The organism is Achromobacter sp. RT286_PF (assembly GCF_059760425.1).
The window spans coordinates 347,280-366,507 of sequence record NZ_JCBAMR010000001.1; the positions used below are offsets into that span (position 1 = coordinate 347,280).

Genomic DNA, 19,228 nt, shown 5'->3' on the forward strand with positions numbered 1-19,228 from the left:
CACGAGCACGCCCGCATAACCCGGATTCAAACTATGCTGCTTTCCGAACAGGCCTACCAGAAAATCGACCGAGAACTCGCGAAGTTCCCGGCCGACCAGCGGCAGTCCGCCATCATGGCCTCGCTTGCCATCGCGCAAGAAGAGAAGGGCTGGTTGGCTACCGAAACCATTGAAGATGTGGCCAATTACATTGGCGTCCCGCCCATTGCGGTGCAGGAAGTCGCCACGTTCTACAACATGTTCGACGTCAAGCCCGTCGGCAAGAACAAGATCGCCGTCTGCACGAACCTGCCCTGTGCCTTGCGCGATGGCGACCGTGCCGGCGAATACCTCAAGCGCAAGCTGGGTGTCGACTACCGTCAAACCACCGCCGACGGCCAGTTCACGCTGGTTGAAGGCGAATGCATGGGCGCTTGCGGCGATTCCCCCGTGCTGATCGTGAACAACAAGCATATGTGCGTGCGCATGACGGACGAGAAGCTGGACGCGCTGGTCGCGGCCCTCAAGGTCCAAGGAGAGTCGGCATGAACGCGCCCGACCTGTACAAGCAGTTCGCGCAAGGGCTTGATCCCAACCCGCTGAACGACCTGTCCAATTCGATGTGCCTGCATGGCCGGCACATCAAGCCGCAGATCATGGCCGACGTCGACGGCGCCAACTGGCGCCTCGAAGACTACGTCAAGCGCGGCGGCTACGAAGCCCTGAAGAAGATCCTGACCACCGGCATGAAGCCGGAGGACGTGATCGCCGAAGTCAAGGCATCGGGCTTGCGCGGCCGTGGCGGCGCGGGTTTCCCGACCGGCTTGAAGTGGAGCTTCATGCCGCGTGCGTTCCCCGGCCAGAAGTACCTCGTCTGCAACTCGGACGAAGGCGAGCCGGGCACGTTCAAGGACCGCGACATCCTGCGCTTCAATCCGCACATCGTGATTGAAGGTATGGCGATCGCGGCCTACGCCATGGGCATCAGCGTCGGCTACAACTACATCCACGGCGAAATCTTCGAAGTGTACGAACGCTTTGAAGAAGCGCTGGAAGAGGCGCGCGCCGCCGGCTTCCTGGGCGACAAGATCCTGGGTTCGGACTACAGCTTCCAGCTGCATGCGTTCCACGGTTACGGCGCCTACATCTGTGGCGAAGAAACCGCGCTGCTGGAATCGCTGGAAGGCAAGAAGGGCCAACCGCGCTTCAAGCCGCCGTTCCCGGCCAGCTTCGGCCTGTACGGCAAGCCCACCACGATCAACAACACGGAAACGTTCGCGGCCGTGCCGTGGATCATCCGTAACAGCGGCCAGGCCTACCTGGAGGTCGGCAAGCCGAACAACGGCGGCACCAAGCTGTTCTCGATCACCGGTGACGTCGAACGCCCCGGCAACTACGAGATCCCGCTGGGCACCCCGTTCTCGACGCTGCTTGAACTGGCGGGCGGCATGCGCGGCGGCAAGAAACTGAAGGCGGTGATCCCTGGCGGGTCCAGCGCCCCGGTGTTGCCGGCCGACATCATCATGGAATGCACGATGGACTATGACTCCATCGCCAAGGCCGGCTCGATGCTTGGCTCCGGCGCTGTGATCGTCATGGACGAAACGCGTTGCATGGTGAAGTCGCTGCTGCGTCTGTCGTACTTCTATTTCGAGGAAAGCTGCGGCCAGTGCACGCCGTGCCGCGAAGGCACCGGCTGGCTCTACCGCATGGTGCATCGCATCGAAAACGGTCACGGCCGTCCGGAAGATCTGGACTTGCTGGACAACGTGGCAGGCAACATCATGGGCCGCACCATCTGCGCCCTGGGTGACGCCGCCGCCATGCCCGTCCGTGGCTTCCTCAAGCATTTTCGCGACGAATTCGCGCACCACATCGAGCATAAGTCTTGTGTGGTCCCGCAATATCTGTAGGTCTCAGGAACAGCAATGGTTGAACTAACCGTCGACGGCAATCAGGTCGAAGTGCCCGAAGGCAGCATGGTCATGCATGCCGCTCAGAAAGTCGGGCTTTACGTGCCGCATTTCTGCTACCACAAGAAACTGTCCATCGCGGCCAACTGCCGGATGTGCCTGGTTGAAGTGGAAAAAGCGCCCAAGGCGCTGCCCGCCTGCGCCACGCCCGTGACCAACGGCATGGTCGTCCACACCTGCTCTGAAAAGGCTCGCGCCGCTCAGAAGTCGGTGATGGAATTCTTGCTCATCAATCACCCCCTCGACTGCCCGATCTGCGATCAGGGCGGCGAATGCCAGTTGCAGGATCTGGCCGTGGGCTACGGTGGCTCTTCCTCGCGGTACCAAGAGGAAAAGCGCGTCGTGTTCCACAAGGACCTGGGTCCGCTGGTTTCCGCCGAGGAAATGACCCGCTGCATCCACTGCACCCGCTGCGTGCGCTTCGGCCAGGAAATTGCCGGCGTCATGGAATTGGGCATGCTGGGCCGTGGCGAACACTCCGAGATCACGACGTTCGTCGGCCGCTCGATCGAGTCCGAGCTCTCGGGCAACATGATCGACATCTGTCCGGTGGGCGCGCTGACCTCCAAGCCCTTCCGCTACAGCGCCCGTACCTGGGAATTGGCCCGCCGCCGCTCGGTCAGCCCGCACGACAGCCTGGGCGCCAACCTGGTGGTTCAGGTCAAGGGCGACCGCGTCATGCGCGTGGTTCCCTTCGAAGACGACGCCGTCAACGAATGCTGGATCAGCGACCGCGACCGCTTCTCGTACGAAGGCCTGAACAGCGACGACCGCCTGACCGCCCCGATGATCAAGGGCACCGACGGCAAGTGGCAGGAAGCCTCGTGGGCCGACGCGCTGCAAGCCGTGGCGCAAGGCCTGTCGCGGGTTCGCGACAGCTTCGGCGCCGGCCAGATCGGTGCCTTGGCTTCCGAATACGCCACCACGGAAGAATATGCGTTGCTGGGCCGCCTGGTCCGCGCGCTGGGTTCCGAGAACATCGACTTCCGCCTGCGCCAGACCGACCCGGCCTTTGACGCCGCGTTGACCGGCGCACCGTGGCTGGGCATGCCCATCGCTGAACTCGACAACCTGGACCGCGTCCTGGTCGTCGGCTCGTTCCTGCGCAAGGACCACCCGCTGATGGCGCAACGCCTGCGCCAGGCCGCCAAGCGCGGCACGCAAATCCTGATGGTCGACAGCGCCGCTGACGATCCCCTGCTGCCCGTCGCCGCCCGCATCACCGTGGCGCCGTCCGAGCTGCCGCGCGCGCTGGCCGAAGTGGCCGTTGCCCTGGCGCAAGCCAAGGAACAAGCCGTGCCGGCCGAATTCGCCTCGGTCACCCCGGGCGAAAACGCCAAGCTCATCGCCGCCAGCCTGGCTTCCGGCGCCAACACCGCCGTCCTGCTGGGCAACATGGCCGTGGCCAGTGCGCAAGCGACGACGCTGGCCGCCAACGGTCGCGCCGTGGCGAACCTGGCCGGTGGCAAGTTCGGCTTCCTGACCTCTGGCGGCAACACCGTCGGCGGTTACCTGGCCGGCGCTGTTCCGGGCAAGGGCGGCAAGACCGCCGCTGCCATGCTGGCCGAGCCGCTCAAGGCCTACATCGTGTTGCACGCCGAACCGCTGCTGGACGCCGATAACGGCCAGCAAGCCATCGCCGCGCTGCGCGGCGCGCAGTTCGCCGTGGCCTTGACGCCGTACCGTTCGGCAGCCGCCGAATGGGCCGACGTCATGTTGCCGGTGTCGCCGTTCACCGAAACGTCGGGCACCTTCGTCAACGCGCAAGGCCTGGCCCAAAGCTTCAAGGGCACGGTTGCACCGATGGGTCAGACGCGCCCGGGCTGGAAGGTCCTGCGCGTGCTGGGCAACGTGCTGCATCTGGCCGGCTTTGACGATGAAACGTCGGAATCGGTGCGCGATGCCGCGCTGGCCGGCGGCATCGAAGGCCGCCTGTCCAACGACGTCAAGGCGCCGCTGGGCCTGGGCCAACCGCTGACCGGCCTGGAACGCGTGGCCGATGTGCCGATCTACCGCACCGACGCCATGGTCCGTCGCTCGGAACCGCTGCAAGCGGCCCCCGCATCCCGCAAGCCCGCCGCCGCGATGAACGGCCGTACGCTCGCCAGCCTCGGCCTGACGGCCGGAGTCAAGGTGCGTGTGGCCGGTGCCGAAGGCGCCGTCGAACTCGAAACCGTGCAGGACGATGCCGTGGCCGACCGCGCCGTGCGCATCTCCGCGGCCTTTGAAAACACCGCAGCCCTGGGTGGCGCATTCGGTCAACTCAGCGTGGAGCGTGCCTGATGGAATGGCTTAATGTTCTTGAGAGCCACGGGCAGCAATTGCTGGGCCCGACGGTTTGGATGGTCCTCTGGACCCTCATCAAGATTGTGATCATCGCCGTGCCGATCATTCTGTGCGTTGCGTACCTGACGTACTGGGAACGCAAGATGATTGGCGCCATGCACGTGCGCGTGGGTCCGAACCGTGTCGGGTTCAGGGGGCTGTTGCAGCCGTTTGCCGACGTGTTCAAGCTGCTGACCAAGGAAGTCATCGTTCCCAGCGAAGCCAACAAGGTGCTGTTCGTCGTGGCCCCCGTGGTCACGCTGATGCCCGCGCTGGCTGCCTGGGCCGTGATTCCTTTTGGTCCCGATGTCGTGCTGGCCAACGTCAATGCCGGCCTGCTGTACATCATGGCTATTACGTCGATCGGCGTGTATGGCGTGATCGTGGCGGGCTGGGCGTCGAACTCCAAGTACGCGTTCCTGGGCGCGTTGCGCGCTTCGGCACAGATGCTGTCCTACGAACTGGCCATCGGCTTCGTGCTTGTCACGGTGCTGCTGGTGTCGGGCAGCCTGAACATGTCCGAGATCGTCAACGTTCAGAACCGCGGCTGGTTTGCCGACAAGGGCCTGACGTTCATGTCCTGGAACTGGCTGCCGCTGTTGCCGCTGTTCGTGATCTACGTCGTGGCTATCGTGGCTGAAACCAACCGTCACCCGTTCGACGTCGTCGAAGGCGAATCGGAAATCGTGGCCGGCCACATGGTCGAGTACTCGGGTATGGCTTTCGCCCTGTTCTTCCTGGGTGAATACGCCAACATGATCCTGCTGTCCTGCATGGCGTCGATCATGTTCCTGGGCGGCTGGGCTTCCCCGATCGACATCGCGCCGCTGACCTGGATTCCGGGTTGGATCTGGCTCGGTCTGAAGACGTTCGTTGTGGTCTCGTTGTTTGTGTGGTTCCGCGCTTCGTTCCCGCGCTACCGCTATGACCAGATCATGCGTTTGGGTTGGAAAATCTTCATCCCGCTGACCGGCGTTTGGCTGGTCGTGGTGGCGATCTGGATGCAGACGCCCTGGAACATTTGGCGCTAAGCCGCCAGGCAGAGGCAGGATATGGAAGCGATCAAAGATTTCTTCGGCAGCCTGATGCTGACCGAGTTGCTCAAGGGCATGCGCCTGACGGGCAAGTACTTTTTCAAGCGCAAGGTCACCTTGCGTTACCCGCAGGAAAAAACGCCGACGTCGGCGCGATTCCGCGGCCTGCACGCGTTGCGCCGCTACCCCAACGGGGAAGAGCGCTGCATTGCGTGCAAGCTGTGTGAAGCCGTGTGCCCGGCCTTGGCGATCACCATCGAATCGGACCAGCGCGAGGACGGCACCCGCCGCACCACGCGTTACGACATCGATCTGACCAAGTGCATTTTCTGCGGCTTCTGTGAGGAAAGCTGCCCCGTGGACTCGATCGTGGAAACCCATATCCACGAATACCACGGTGAAAAGCGCGGCGACCTGTATTTCACCAAAGACATGCTGCTCGCCGTGGGCGATCGCTACGAAGCCGACATCGCCCGCCGCCGGGCCGACGACGCTCCTTACCGTTGAAGCCCAGGGTCTGATCCATGACTTTTACCACTGTCCTTTTCTACATACTGGCCGCCGTGCTGGTGATCGCGGCGTTCCGCGTGATCACCGCGCGCAGCCCGGTCACCGCCGTACTTCACCTGATCCTGGCATTCTCCAACGCAGCCATGCTGTGGATGCTGCTGGGCGCCGAGTTCCTGGCGTTGCTGCTGGTCCTGGTGTACGTGGGCGCCGTGATGGTGCTCTTCCTGTTCGTCGTGATGATGCTGGACATCCGCATGGACACCATGCGCCAGGGCATGAAGACCTACCTGCCGCTGGGCCTGGTGATCGGTCTGGTGCTGGTGCTGGAAATGTCCTTCGTGCTGGGTTCCACCTGGTACGGTTCGGGTCCGCAAGCCCCGGTTGCCGGCGACTACAACAACGCTCGCGCGCTTGGCGAAGTCATGTACACGCAGTACGTCTACGCCATTGAAGTGGGCGCCGCGCTGCTGCTGGTGGGTATGGTCGCCGCGATTGCGCTGACCCTGCGCCGCCGCCGCGACGTGAAGTACAACGACCCGGTAGCCGCCGTGCGCGTCCGTTCGAAGGACCGCTTCCGCATGGTCAACATGCCCGCCCAAAGCGAGCGTGCCCAGGCCAAGCGTGACGGAACGTCCGCCGCCGCCGCTGCGCCCGAAGGAGAAAAACAATGACGCTGACGCTGGCTCACTATCTGATCCTTGGGGCGATCCTGTTCGCCATCGGGATCTTCGGCATCTTCCTGAACCGCCGCAACCTGATCATTCTCTTGATGTCCATCGAGCTCGTGCTCCTGGCCGTCAACATGAACTTCGTGGCGTTCTCCAGCTGGTTCGGCGATACCGCCGGCCAGGTGTTCGTGTTCTTCATCCTGACCGTGGCCGCCGCTGAAGCGGCGATCGGCCTGGCCATTTTGGTGCTGCTGTTCCGCAACCTGAACACGATCAACGTTGACGAACTCGATCGCCTGAAGGGCTGACGGGGTATTGGAAGAAAATGTCTAGCTCACCCAATCTCTACTTGCTCATCGCGCTGGCACCGCTGGCCGGAGCAATTCTCGCGGGCCTTTTCGGCACCGGCTTCCTGGGCCGTCCCATCGGCCGCCGCGCGTCCCACGTCATCACCATTCTTGGCGTACTTATCTCCGCCATCGGTTCGGTGGTGGTGTTGGGCGACGTGCTCAACGGCCTGCGCTTTGACGGCGCGGTCTACACCTGGAGCCTGATCGGCCAGACCAAGCTGGAAATCGGCTTCCTGATCGATCCGCTGTCGGCCATGATGATGGTCGTGGTCACGTCCGTATCGCTGATGGTGCACATCTACACCATCGGCTACATGGCCGATGACCCCGGCTACCAGCGCTTCTTCTCGTACATCTCGCTGTTCACGTTCTCCATGCTGATGCTGGTGATGTCGAACAACATGGTGCAGCTGTTCTTCGGCTGGGAAGCGGTGGGCCTGGTGTCGTACCTGCTGATCGGTTTCTGGTACACCCGCCCGACGGCTATCTTCGCCAACATGAAGGCATTTCTGATCAACCGCGTCGGCGACTTCGGCTTCGTGCTGGGTATCGGCCTGTTGTTCGCGTACGCCGGCACGATGCACTACGGCGACGTCTTCGCCCAAGCCGACAAGCTGGCCACGATGACCCTGCCGGGTTCCGACTGGATGCTGCTGACGGTCGCGTGTATCTGCCTGTTCATCGGCGCCATGGGCAAATCGGCCCAGGTTCCGCTGCACGCCTGGCTGCCTGACTCGATGGAAGGCCCGACCCCGATCTCCGCGCTGATCCACGCCGCCACCATGGTGACGGCCGGTATCTTCATGGTGGCGCGCTTCTCGCCCCTGTTCGAACTGTCAGACGTGGCGCTGTCGTTCATCATCGTGATCGGCGCCATCGGCGCGCTGTTCCTGGGCATCCTGGGCATCATCCAGACGGACATCAAGCGCGTTGTCGCGTATTCCACGCTGTCGCAGCTGGGCTACATGACCGTCGCGCTGGGCGCCTCGGCCTATTCGGTGGCCATTTTCCACCTGATGACCCACGCGTTCTTCAAGGCACTGCTGTTCCTGGGCGCGGGTTCGGTCATCATCGGCATGCACCACGACCAGGACATCCGCAACATGGGCGGCCTGCGCAAGTACATGCCCATCACCTGGATCACCTTCCTGCTGGGCACGCTGGCCCTGGTCGGCACGCCGTTCTTCTCGGGTTTCTACTCGAAGGAGAACATCATCGAAGCCGCTGGCCACGCCAACGTCTGGGGCGCAAGCTTCGCGTACTACGCCGTGCTGATCGGTGTGTTCGTGACCTCGCTTTACTCGTTCCGCGTGTACTTCCTGGTCTTCCACGGCAAGGAACGCTTTGACACCACCGACCACGGTCACGGCCATGGCCACGATGCGCATGGGCATGACGACCACGGTCACGACGACCATGGCCACGGCCATCATGGCGGCAAGCCGCATGAGTCGCCCTGGGTGGTGACGCTGCCGCTGATCCTGCTGGCGATTCCGTCGGTGCTGGTTGGCGCCTGGGCGGTTGACCCGATGCTGTTCGGCAAGTTCTTCAACGGCGTGATCACGGTGCTGCCGCAGCATCCGGCCATGCACGAACTGCAAGAAGAATGGCACGGCTGGGTCGCCTATGGCCTGCATGCCTTCCAGACGCTGCCGTTCTGGCTGGTCGTTGCCGGTTTCGTCATTGCCTGGTACTGCTACCTGATCAATCCCAAGGTTCCGGCCGCGATCAAGTCCAGCCTGTCCGGCGTCAACAAAGTGCTTGAAAACAAGTACTACGTGGATTGGGTCAACGAGCAGATCATCGCTCGCGGCCTGCGTGCCCTGGGCCGTGGCCTGTGGAATACCGGCGACCGCGGCATCATCGATGGCCTGCTGGTCAACGGTAGCGCCCGCGTCGTGGGTTGGGTGGCAGCGGTCAGCCGCCACCTGCAATCCGGCTTCATCTATCACTACGCGTTCGCGATGATCATCGGCATCATGGCGCTGGTGACTTTCTTTGTGCTGATTCCCCAATGATGGCAAGCGAGATGGCATCCAACACTTTCCCCTGGCTCACGCTTGCGATCTTTGTCCCGATCGTATTCGGCCTGCTGGTGCTGGCGGTGGGCCGTGACGACCGTCCCGGTCTGACGCGCGGCCTGTCGCTGGTCGGCGCCTTTGCCGGCTTCCTCGTCACGATTCCGCTCTACACCGGTTTTGACAACACCACGGCCGCCATGCAGTTCGTGGAAAAGGCCTCGTGGATCGAAGCCTTCAACGTCAATTACCACCTGGGCATCGACGGCATTTCGCTGTGGTTCGTCCTCCTGACCGCGTTCATCACCATCATCGTGGTGCTGGCCGGCTGGGAAGTCATCACCAGTCGCGTGTCGCAGTACATGGCCGCCTTCCTGATCCTGTCGGGTCTGATGGTGGGCGTGTTCGCCGCGCTGGACGGCATGCTGTTCTACGTGTTCTTCGAAGCCACGCTGATCCCGATGTACATCATCATCGGCGTCTGGGGCGGACCGAACCGCGTGTATGCGGCATTCAAGTTCTTCCTGTACACGTTGATGGGTTCGCTGCTGACCCTGATCGCGTTCATCTACCTGTGGCACGCATCGGGCGGTTCGTTCGACATCCTGACCTGGCACCAGGTCAAGCTTGGCCAGACCCCGCAGATCCTGATCTTCGTGGCGCTGCTGGCGGCGTTCGCGGTGAAGGTGCCGATGTGGCCCGTGCACACGTGGTTGCCGGATGCTCACGTGGAAGCGCCCACGGGCGGCTCCATCGTGCTGGCCGCGATCATGCTGAAGCTGGGTGCCTATGGCTTCCTGCGCTTCTCGCTGCCGATCACGCCCGACGCCTCGCACAGCCTGGCGGGCTTGATGATCACGCTGTCGCTCATCGCGGTGATCTACATCGGCCTGGTCGCGATCATCCAGGAAGACATGAAAAAGCTGGTGGCTTATTCGTCCGTGGCCCACATGGGTTTCGTGACGCTGGGCTTCTTCATCTTCAACACGGCCGGCGTCGAAGGCGCCATCGTGCAGATGATCTCCCACGGCTTCGTGTCGGGCGCCATGTTCATGTGTATCGGCGTGCTCTATGACCGCATGCACTCGCGCCGCATCGCCGATTACGGCGGCGTGGTCAACGTGATGCCGCGCTTCGCGACGTTCTTCATCCTGTTCTCGATGGCCAACAGCGGCCTGCCGGCCACCAGCGGTTTCGTCGGCGAGTTCATGGTGATCATGGGCGCCGTCGAACACAACTTCTGGATCGGCCTGTTGGCGGCTACCGCCCTGATCCTGGGTGCTTCGTATTCGCTGTGGATGGTCAAGCGTGTGGTCCTGGGCGACATCGCCAACGACCACGTCCGCGAGCTGACCGATATCAACCGCCGCGAATTTGTGATTCTTGGCGTGATGGCGATCGCCGTGTTGTACATGGGGATCTATCCCAAGCCCTTTACCGACGTCATGCACGTGTCGGTCGAGGCCCTGCTGCAACACGTTGCCGTCTCGAAACTGTAAGACAAGACAATGATGCAATCCCAAATCGATTTCGCCCTGGCGGCGCCGGAAATCCTTCTGCTGGTTTCCGGCCTGGCTATCCTGCTCGTCGACGCGGTCAGCAATCACCCCGAGCGCAAGCCGACGTTCCTGCTGACCATGCTGGTATTGGGCGTGCTGACCGTTGTGTCGGCCGTGCAATGGAAGAACGGCGTTGCGGGCGCAACCTTCAATGGCCTGTACGTCACCGACGAACTGTCGCACCTGCTGAAGATCGCGTCCTACATCGCCGTGGGCGCCACGCTCGTCTATGGCCGTGTCTACGCGCAAGTGCGTGACATGCTCAAGGGCGGCGAGCTCTACGTCCTGACGTTGTTCGCGCTGCTGGGTCAGATGGTCATGATTTCCTCCGGGAACCTGATTTCCATCTACCTGGGCCTGGAACTGATGTCGCTGGCGCTGTACGCGTTGATCGCGCTGCGTCGCGACGACGTCGTGGCCACCGAAGCCGCCATGAAGTACTTCGTGCTGGGCGCGTTGGCCTCGGGCTTCCTGCTGTACGGCATGTCGATGGTCTACGGCGCCACGGGTCACCTGGACCTGGCCGAAGTGTCCAAGGTCATCGCCGCCGGCAAGGCCGAGAAGATGGCGCTGGTGTTCGGCATCGTGTTCCTGGTGTCGGGCCTGGCGTTCAAGCTGGGCGCCGTGCCGTTCCACATGTGGGTGCCGGACGTCTACCAAGGTTCGCCGACCGCCGTCACGCTGATCCTGGGCGGTGCGCCCAAGCTGGCCGCCTTTGCCATCACGCTGCGCCTGCTGGTGGATGGCCTGCATGGCCTGGCCGCCGACTGGCAGCCGATGCTGATGATCCTGGCGGTGCTGTCGCTGGCTATCGGTAACCTGACCGCCATTGTGCAGACCAACTTCAAGCGCATGCTGGCTTACTCGACCATTTCGCACATGGGCTTCGTGCTCCTGGGCCTGATGTCGGGGTCGGTCGCGGGCAAGCCGGAACTGTCGTCCGCCGCCTATGGCGCGTCGCTGTTCTACATGCTGACCTACGTGCTGACCACGCTGGCCAGCTTCGGCATCGTGCTGTTGCTGTCGCGCCAGGGTTTCGAGTGCGAGCACATCGACGACCTGAAGGGCCTGAACCGCCGCAGCCCGTGGCACGCTTTCATCGTGCTGCTGCTGATGTTCTCGCTGGCCGGCATTCCGCCGCTGGTGGGCTTCTACGCCAAGCTGGCCGTGCTGCAAGCGTTGATCAGCGCCGGCCACGTGACGCTGGCCGTGGTGGCCGTGCTGTTCTCGCTGATCGGTGCGTTCTACTACCTGCGCGTCGTCAAGGTCGTGTACTTCGACGAGCCGGTGGCTGATGTTGCCCCGATCGTCGCCACGGTTGGCCAGCGCGGTCTGCTGTCCATCAACGGCGCCATGATGCTGCTGCTGGGCCTGCTGCCCGGCGGTCTGATGGCGCTGTGCGTGCAGGCGATTCGTTCGTCGCTGAGCCTGTAAGCGGAACCCGGCCATGAACCAGACGCTGGCGGTATGGCTGTTGATCGCGCTGGCTTTGGTCAGCGCCAACCTGCCGTTCCTGACCGAACGCGTGTTCGCCGTCTTGCCCTTCAAGCAGGGCGGGGCGGTGACGGTCAAGCCGTTCTGGATGCGTCTGGTTGAAGTGCTGGTGTTCTACGCGCTGGTGGGCGCCTTGGGTTTCGCCTTCGAGTCCACGCTGGGCAATCGGTTTGCCCAGACGTGGGAGTTCTACGCGATTACCCTGAGCCTGTATCTGGTGCTGGCCTATCCGGGCTTCGTGTACCGCTATTTGTTCAAGCGTCACCCTCGCTTGCGGGTGTAAAAGCCCCGCCAGTGCCTTGAAAACGCCCTACGGGGCGTTTTTCTTTTGGGTGCTTGAAACTCTTCACCCTTCGGGCCTCGCGGCTTGGAAAGGCTATGGCGGCCGGCGGCGACCGTGTCCCCCTATGTGCCGTCACTGTTGTTTTTTCATCTTTTCGCGCGCCACTCAGCTTTCATTCAGGTGTCATTCAGCCGCCAGGATCAAAATCGCAACCTGTAAAAAAACAAGAATCGTTGCTATTCACATTCTGGAGAAGCTGGTTTGAAGCCCCAAGATTCGTATTCGCTGAATACGCTCGCTACCTCGCTTGCCGCGGCCATTGCGGCGCCCGCCCTGTTCATCAGCCCGTACGCCGCCGCGCAGTCCGCGGATTCCGGGGTGACGCAGCTTTCGCCGGTTCGGGTGGAGGGCGAAGGGTCTTCGTACCAGACCAGCACGGTGCCGTCGCCCAAAATGACGGCGCCGCTGCTCGACACGCCGCGCACGGTGCAGGTGGTGCCCAAGCAGGTGATCCAGGACCAGGCCGCATCAACGCTGCAAGACGTGCTGCGCAATTCGCCGGGCATCACGTTCGGCGCTGGCGAAGGCGGCCGTCCGGGCGGCGACTTGCCCATTATCCGTGGTCAGAATTCCGCGGGCAGCCTGTTCCTGGACGGCATCCGCGACAGCAGCACGCAGGTGCGCGACACCTTCAACCTGGAACAGGTGGAAGTCATCAAGGGCCCGGACTCGGTGTATTCGGGCCGGGGCGGCGCGGGCGGCAGCATCAACATGGTCAGTAAGGCGCCCAAGGTGACGGACTTCACCGAAGCTACCGCGCAGATCGGCACCGACAACAACTATCGCGCCACCATCGACAGCAACTGGCGCCTGGCCGATAAGGCCGCGTTCCGCTTGAACGTGATGGGCAACAAGGGCGATGTGGCCGGCCGCGACAATGCCGTGGATTTCGAACGCTGGGGCGTGGCACCGTCCTTGATGCTGGGCGTGGGTACGCCGACGCGCATCACGCTGAGCTACTACCACTATCAAGACGACAGCATGCCGGACTACTCCATCCCGTATGACCCCAAGACGGGGCAGCCGGTGACGGAGACCATGGGCGTCAGCCGCAAGTCGTTCTACGGCCTGACCGGGCGCGACTTCATGAAGACGCGCGACGACGTGGCCACCGTGGACTTCCAGCATGATTTTTCCGACAAGCTGCAACTGCGCAACGTCACGCGCTATGGCCGTGGCACGACGGACTTCGCCGCCACCAACCCGGACGACAGCAAGGGCAATGTGCCCAATGGGCTGGTGTACCGTGCCTTGAAGTCGGGTTACTACGTCACCAAGAGCTTCGCCAATCAGACCGACCTGACGGGTGAATTCGAGACGGGCAGCCTCAAGCATTCGTTCGACCTGGGCTTCGAATACAGCAACATCAAGCAGAACAAAGACGGCTACACCGAGTCGGGCGTGCCCGCCGGCGGCAGCAACTGCGTGACCGCCACCACCAATGGCCGCAACACCTACGCCAACCCGGCGTTGTGCGCGTCGTTGTGGGACCCGGACCCGGGGACCGACTATCCGGGCAAGCTGAACCGCAACAACAACCCCGCCCGCTACAACACCGACACGCTGGCCCTGTACGGCTTCGACACCATCAAGTTCAACGAACAGTGGCAGGCCAGCCTGGGCGCGCGCTGGGACAACTACCGCACCAGCGGCAGCAACATCGCCGCCGGCCGCAACGACCCGGCCGGCACCCCGGACTTCTACAGCACCAGCCGCGACGACAGCCTGTTCAACTATCAGGTCGGCCTGGCGTACAAGCCCGTGCCCAACGGCACCATCTACGCCACCTACGGCACCTCGTCCACGCCATCGGCCATTGCGGCGGGCGCGATCAGCGATGCCACGTCGATCAGCAATTCGTCGCTTGAACCCGAAAAGAGCCGCACCGTGGAAGTGGGCACCAAGTGGCAGGTCTTCGACGACCGGCTGACCTTGTCGGCAGCGGCTTTCCACGACACCCGCAAGAACACCAGCGTGGCCGTGTCGGCCACCGAAGTCGCGCAGGTGGGCGAGGCCAAGGTGCGCGGCATCGAACTGGGCTTCTCGGGCAACATCACGCCCCGATGGAACGTGTTTGGCGGCTATACCTTCATGGATAGCGAAATGACCAAGGGCGCCTACAACAGCGGCGCCGTCGGCCAGGACCTGCCCAACACCCCGCGCAACGCCTTCAGCCTGTGGACCACCTACAAGGTGCTGCCCAAGCTGACGGTGGGCGGCGGCGCCTATTACGTGGATAAGGTCTACGGCAATTCGGATGCCACCCGCAACGCGGACGGCACGCCCAAGGCGCGCTGGGTGCCGTCGTACTGGCGCTTTGACGCCATGGCAGCGTACGAATTCAACGAACACTATTCGGCGCAGCTGAACGTGCTGAACCTGTTCGATGAAACGTACTACACCAAGGCCTACGCGGCGCACTATGCGGCGCTGGGTACGGGGCGCGCGGCGTTGCTGACGCTGAAGATGCGTTACTGATCAGACGCGAAATCAAACGCGAAAATCAGACGCTGGGATGAAAAATAGCCACCTGGAAGGTGGCTATTTTTTTGCTGCCTGGCGCTACGGCGCGATCGGCTTCAGGCCCGATCAGCTTTCAAACCAGTTCAACACCCCATCCAGCCCCGTGACGTTCAAGGCAAAGCGCGTCTGCTCGCGCACGACCGGCTTGGCGTGATAGGCCACCGGGAAGCCCGCGGCGCCCAGCATCAGCAGGTCGTTCGCGCCATCGCCGATGGCGATGATCTGGTCTTTGGTGGCGCCGTGCGTGCGCGCGAATTCGCGCAGGTAGACGGCCTTGGCCTGGGCGTCCAGGATGTCGCCCAGCACGTGGCCCGTCAGCACGCCGTTGTCGATTTCCAGCGTGTTGGCGTGGGCGCTGTCCAGGTTCAAGCGTTCGCGCAGGCGATCGGTGAAGAAGGTAAAGCCACCCGAAACCAGCAGGACCTTGATGCCCGCGGCTTGCGCGGTGGAAACCAGGCGTTCCGCGCCCGGGTTCAGGCGCAGCTTTTCCACATAGACCTGTTCCAGCGCTGCGGCCGGCACGCCCTTGAGCAGCGCGACGCGGCGGCGCAGGCTTTCCGCGAAGTCCTTGATTTCGCCGCGCATGGCGGCTTCGGTAATTTCCGACACCTTGTCTTTGACGCCCACCACGCCCGCGATCTCGTCGATGCATTCGATGTTGATCAGCGTGGAGTCCATGTCCATCGCCAGCACTTTGCACTGCGACAGTTTCAGCCCGGCGGGCAGGAACGCCGCGTCGACACCGTTGCGGTCGGCCCAGGCCACCACTTCGGCGCGGGTCAGCGCATCGTGCTGCACGTCCAGCAGGCGGGCGGCGGTGTTGCTGATGCGCGCCACGCCCTGGGCCTGGGCCAACGCGGCCAGCTGTTCCGCGTGTTCGACGGTCAGGCCGGGGGATTGGACGACTAAGTGATGGGTGGTCATAAGAAAAAGGAAGGGTCCGGGGAATTACTTCAAGGCACGCAGCACGGCGCGGATGGCGTCTGAGCGGGCGGGGATCTGCGCGGCTTTGATCTCAACGCGCAATTTATCCTGTCCTGCCAGTTTGATGTTGCGTTGGCGCTGCACCAGTTCAATGATGCGCGCGGGGTCAACGCTGGTCTTGGGGCCGAACTGAATCAGTGCCTGCGTCTCGCTGGCGTCGATCTTGACGATGCCCAGCGGTTGCGCCGCCAGACGCAGGCGATGCGTCGTCAGCAGCGTTTGCGCGGCTTCGGGCAGCTTGCCGAAGCGGTCGATCAGTTCTTCCTGGATGTGGATCAGGTCGTCTTCATCGGCCGCGTGGGCCAGGCGCTTGTAGATGCCCAGGCGCGCATGCACGTCGGCGCAATAGTCGGACGGCAGCAGGGCCGGGGCGTGCAGGTTGACTTCGCACGCCAGGTTGAATGGCGCGTCCAGGTCGGGCTCTTCGCCCACGCGCAGCGCGCGCACGGCTTCGTTCAGCATCTCGTTGTACATCGAGAAGCCCACTTCCTGAATGTTGCCCGACTGCGAATCGCCCAGCACTTCGCCGGTGCCGCGGATTTCCAGGTCGTGCATGGCCAGGTAGAAACCGGACCCCAGCTCTTCCATGGCCTGGATGGCCTCCAGGCGCTTCTTGGCATTGCTGGTGATGGCGTCTTCGCCCGGCGTCAACAAGTACGCGTACGCCTGGTGGTGCGACCGGCCCACGCGCCCACGCAGCTGATGCAGCTGCGCCAGCCCGAAGCGGTCGGCGCGGTGGATGACGATGGTGTTGGCGCTGGGCACGTCAATGCCCGTTTCGATGATGGTGGTGCACAGCAGCACGTTGTAGCGCTGCTGGTAGAAGCCCTTCATTACCTGTTCCAGCTCGCGCTCGGGCATCTGCCCGTGCGCGACCGCGATGCGTGCTTCGGGCACCAGTTCTTCCAGCCGGGCGCGCCGGTTGTGGATGGTTTCCACTTCGTTATGCAGGAAGTAGCATTGGCCGCCGCGTTTGAGCTCGCGCAGCAGCGCTTCGCGCAGCGTGCTGCCGTCTTCGCGGCGCACGAACGTCTTGATGGCCAGGCGCTTCTGGGGCGCGGTGGCGATCACGGAGAAGTCCCGGATGCCCTCCAGCGACATGCCCAGCGTGCGCGGAATCGGCGTGGCCGTCAGCGTCAGCACGTCGACTTCGGCTCGCAGCGCCTTCAGCGCTTCTTTCTGCCGGACGCCAAAACGGTGCTCTTCGTCGATGATGACCAGGCCCAGGCGTTTGAACTTCACGTCCTTGGACAGGATCTTGTGCGTGCCGATCACGATGTCGACGCGGCCGTCGTTGATGCCTTCGACGGCGGCCGCCACTTCCTTGGCGGAACGGAAACGCGACAGCTCGACGACGCGCACCGGCCAATCGGCGAAGCGGTCGGAAAACGTCTGCGCGTGCTGTTCGGCCAGCAGCGTGGTCGGGCAGAGCAGGGCGACCTGCTTGCCGTTGGCCACGGCCAGGAAGGCGGCGCGCAAGGCAACTTCCGTTTTGCCGAAACCGACGTCGCCGCACACCAGCCGGTCCATCGGGCGGCCCGACGTCATGTCGGCAATCACGGCTTCGATGGCGGCCGCCTGGTCAACGGTTTCTTCAAAGCCGAAGCCTTCAGCAAAGGCCTGGTAGTCGTTCAGCGGCAAGTTGAACGCAAAGCCCTCGCGCGCGGCGCGCTGCGCATACAGCGCCAGCAACTCGGCGGCCGTGTCGCGCACCTGCTTGGCGGCCTTGCGGCGAGCCTTGTCCCACTGGCCCGAACCCAGCTGATGCAGCGGCGCCGCATCGGGGTCCGCGCCGCTGTAGCGGGCGATTACGTGCAGCTGCGATACGGGCACGTACAGCGTGCTGCCGTTGGCGTATTCAAGATGCAGGAATTCCATCTCGCCTTCGCCCATGTCCATGTTGACCAGCCCGTGATAGCGGCCGATGCCGTGCTGGGCGTGGACGACGGGGTCGCCCGCACGCAGTTCGGACAGGTCGCGCACCATGGCTTCGACGTTGCTGGCCCTTTCCTGGTCGCGCTTGCCGCGGCGCCCCGTGCCGGCGTGGCCCGGGTACAGGTCGTTTTCGGTCAGGAAGGCCAGATTCGCCTGGGGCAGGCCGAAGCCCGTGGCCAGCGGCGCGGCCACGATGCCGAAGTTGGCGTCGGACGCCAGGAACGCTTCGATGGTGTCGGGCTGCGCATCGGGCGTAACGCCGAACTCGTTCAGCATCTGCACCAGCGTTTCGCGCCGGCCGGCGGAGTCGGCGCACAGCAGCACCCGGGTCTGACGCGTTTGCACCAGGGCACGAAGTTTGGCGATGGGGTCGTCGGAACGGCGCGCCACGCTCACATCGGGCACGGCGCGAAAGTCCGGGTGCGGGTCGCCGGCGGTCAACGACAGACGGCGGAATTCCTTCAAGCGCGTGTACAGCGTTTCGCTATCCAGGAACAGAGCCGAAGGCGGCAGGACGGGGCGCTCGCGATCGCTCTTCAAGAAGCCGTAGCGGCTGGACGTGTCCTGGTTGAAGCGCTGGATGGCGTCATCGATATCGCCGACGGTGACGGTGACCGTGCCCGTGGTCAGGTAGTCGAACAGCGTGGCGGTTTCTTCGAAGAACAGCGGCAGGTAGTATTCCACGCCGGCGAACGGGATGCCGTTGCCGATGTCCTTGTAGGGCAGGGCGCGCGACGGGTCGCCTTCGAACACTTCCCGGAAGCGCGCGCGAAAGCGGGTCCGCGAATCTTCGTCCATCGGGAATTCGCGCCCGGGCAGCAACTGCACTTCGCGCACGGGGTACAGGCTGCGCTGCGTGTCCACGTCGAAGCTGCGGATGGTTTCGATTTCGTCATCGAACAGGTCCAGCCGGTAGGGCACCACCGATCCCATCGGGAACAGGTCGATCAGCCCGCCGCGCAGGCAGAATTCGCCCGGCGCCGTGACCTGGGTGACGTGGTTGTAGTTGGCCAGCGTCAGTTGCGCGCGCAAGGCGGCTTCGTTCAGCTTGTCCTTCTGCTTGAACGAAAACGTGTAGGCGGCCAGGAACGAAGGCGGCGCCAGCCGATACAGCGCGGTGGTGATCGGCACCGTCAGCACGTCCACCGTTTTCATCATCAGCGAATGCAGGGTATGCAAGCGCTGGGAAATCAAGTCCTGGTGGGGCGAAAACGCGTCGTAGGGCAGGGTTTCCCAGTCGGGCAGCTGGCGCACGCGCAGGTCGGGGGCAAACAGCTGGATTTCTTCGGCCAGCCGCTGGGCCTCTACCGGTTCGGCCGTCAGGATGACCAGCGGCGCCTGTGCCTGCCGGGCCAGGTCTGCCAGCAACCAGGCGTCGCCGGAGCCGGGCGGCCGGGGCTGCGCATAGCGCGCGCCGGGTTTCAGCGCGGACAAAGTAGGGGCGGTCGCGGGGACGGGCGGCGCGGCGGTGACGGGGGAGGTGGCGGTGGGCATCAGGGTGGAAGCAGGCATCAAGCGGAAGATTATAAAATC

Annotated in this window: 14 protein-coding genes; 12 read left to right on the top strand and 2 right to left on the bottom strand. The window is 63.5% G+C overall.

Going from position 1 to position 19,228, the window contains the following annotated elements:
* The first annotated feature begins 33 nt into the window (after positions 1 to 33).
* The 12 genes from nuoE to AC6LJY_RS01635 all read left to right on the top strand — a co-directional run bounded on the left by nuoE (position 34) and on the right by AC6LJY_RS01635 (position 14,731).
* Positions 34 to 528, top strand: a complete 495-nt coding sequence (nuoE, locus tag AC6LJY_RS01580; protein WP_006217963.1) for an NADH-quinone oxidoreductase subunit NuoE — start codon at positions 34 to 36, stop codon at positions 526 to 528.
* Positions 525 to 1,892 (top strand): NADH-quinone oxidoreductase subunit NuoF, encoded by a 1,368-nt coding sequence (gene nuoF, locus AC6LJY_RS01585; RefSeq protein WP_046802540.1) that lies wholly within the window; start codon positions 525 to 527, stop codon positions 1,890 to 1,892. Before nuoE ends, nuoF begins: the two co-directional genes overlap by 4 nt.
* A 15-nt stretch (positions 1,893 to 1,907) precedes the next feature.
* Entirely contained in the window at positions 1,908 to 4,235 is a 2,328-nt protein-coding gene (gene nuoG / locus AC6LJY_RS01590) for an NADH-quinone oxidoreductase subunit NuoG (RefSeq protein WP_046802541.1), read from the top strand.
* Positions 4,235 to 5,308 carry an NADH-quinone oxidoreductase subunit NuoH gene (gene nuoH, locus AC6LJY_RS01595; protein ID WP_046802542.1) on the top strand — a complete coding sequence of 358 codons (1,074 nt, stop codon included), beginning with the start codon at positions 4,235 to 4,237 and terminating at the stop codon, positions 5,306 to 5,308. The genes nuoG and nuoH overlap by 1 nt, the downstream gene beginning before the upstream one ends.
* Positions 5,309 to 5,329: 21 nt before the next feature.
* Complete coding sequence (gene nuoI / locus AC6LJY_RS01600) at positions 5,330 to 5,818, top strand: NADH-quinone oxidoreductase subunit NuoI (protein ID WP_006217967.1); 489 nt, start codon at positions 5,330 to 5,332, stop codon at positions 5,816 to 5,818.
* 17 nt (positions 5,819 to 5,835) lie between these two features.
* Entirely contained in the window at positions 5,836 to 6,492 is a 657-nt protein-coding gene (locus AC6LJY_RS01605; protein ID WP_120154225.1) for an NADH-quinone oxidoreductase subunit J, read from the top strand.
* Positions 6,489 to 6,797 carry an NADH-quinone oxidoreductase subunit NuoK gene (nuoK, locus tag AC6LJY_RS01610; protein WP_006217969.1) on the top strand — a complete coding sequence of 103 codons (309 nt, stop codon included), beginning with the start codon at positions 6,489 to 6,491 and terminating at the stop codon, positions 6,795 to 6,797. Before AC6LJY_RS01605 ends, nuoK begins: the two co-directional genes overlap by 4 nt.
* Before the next feature lie 17 nt (positions 6,798 to 6,814).
* Positions 6,815 to 8,857 (top strand): NADH-quinone oxidoreductase subunit L, encoded by a 2,043-nt coding sequence (gene nuoL / locus AC6LJY_RS01615; protein WP_046802544.1) that lies wholly within the window; start codon positions 6,815 to 6,817, stop codon positions 8,855 to 8,857.
* Positions 8,854 to 10,356: an NADH-quinone oxidoreductase subunit M gene (locus AC6LJY_RS01620; protein ID WP_046802545.1), complete on the top strand. Its 1,503-nt coding sequence runs from the start codon at positions 8,854 to 8,856 to the stop codon at positions 10,354 to 10,356. The genes nuoL and AC6LJY_RS01620 overlap by 4 nt, the downstream gene beginning before the upstream one ends.
* Before the next feature lie 9 nt (positions 10,357 to 10,365).
* The gene (gene nuoN / locus AC6LJY_RS01625) at positions 10,366 to 11,850 is read left to right on the top strand and encodes an NADH-quinone oxidoreductase subunit NuoN (RefSeq protein WP_046802546.1); all 1,485 of its coding nucleotides are present in this window, start codon (positions 10,366 to 10,368) and stop codon (positions 11,848 to 11,850) included.
* A gap of 13 nt (positions 11,851 to 11,863) precedes the next feature.
* Positions 11,864 to 12,193, top strand: a complete 330-nt coding sequence (locus tag AC6LJY_RS01630; RefSeq protein ID WP_046802547.1) for a DUF2818 family protein — start codon at positions 11,864 to 11,866, stop codon at positions 12,191 to 12,193.
* 261 nt (positions 12,194 to 12,454) lie between these two features.
* Positions 12,455 to 14,731 (top strand): TonB-dependent receptor, encoded by a 2,277-nt coding sequence (locus AC6LJY_RS01635; protein WP_219991855.1) that lies wholly within the window; start codon positions 12,455 to 12,457, stop codon positions 14,729 to 14,731.
* 111 nt (positions 14,732 to 14,842) lie between these two features.
* Here the strand turns inward: AC6LJY_RS01635 and serB are convergent, their stop codons facing one another.
* Together serB and mfd are read right to left on the bottom strand one after the other, a co-directional pair.
* Complete coding sequence (gene serB / locus AC6LJY_RS01640) at positions 14,843 to 15,700, bottom strand: phosphoserine phosphatase SerB (protein WP_104142974.1); 858 nt, start codon at positions 15,698 to 15,700, stop codon at positions 14,843 to 14,845.
* A 24-nt stretch (positions 15,701 to 15,724) separates the two neighbouring features.
* Positions 15,725 to 19,207 (bottom strand): transcription-repair coupling factor, encoded by a 3,483-nt coding sequence (gene mfd, locus AC6LJY_RS01645; RefSeq protein ID WP_189371450.1) that lies wholly within the window; start codon positions 19,205 to 19,207, stop codon positions 15,725 to 15,727.
* Between the last annotated feature and the right edge of the window lie 21 nt (positions 19,208 to 19,228).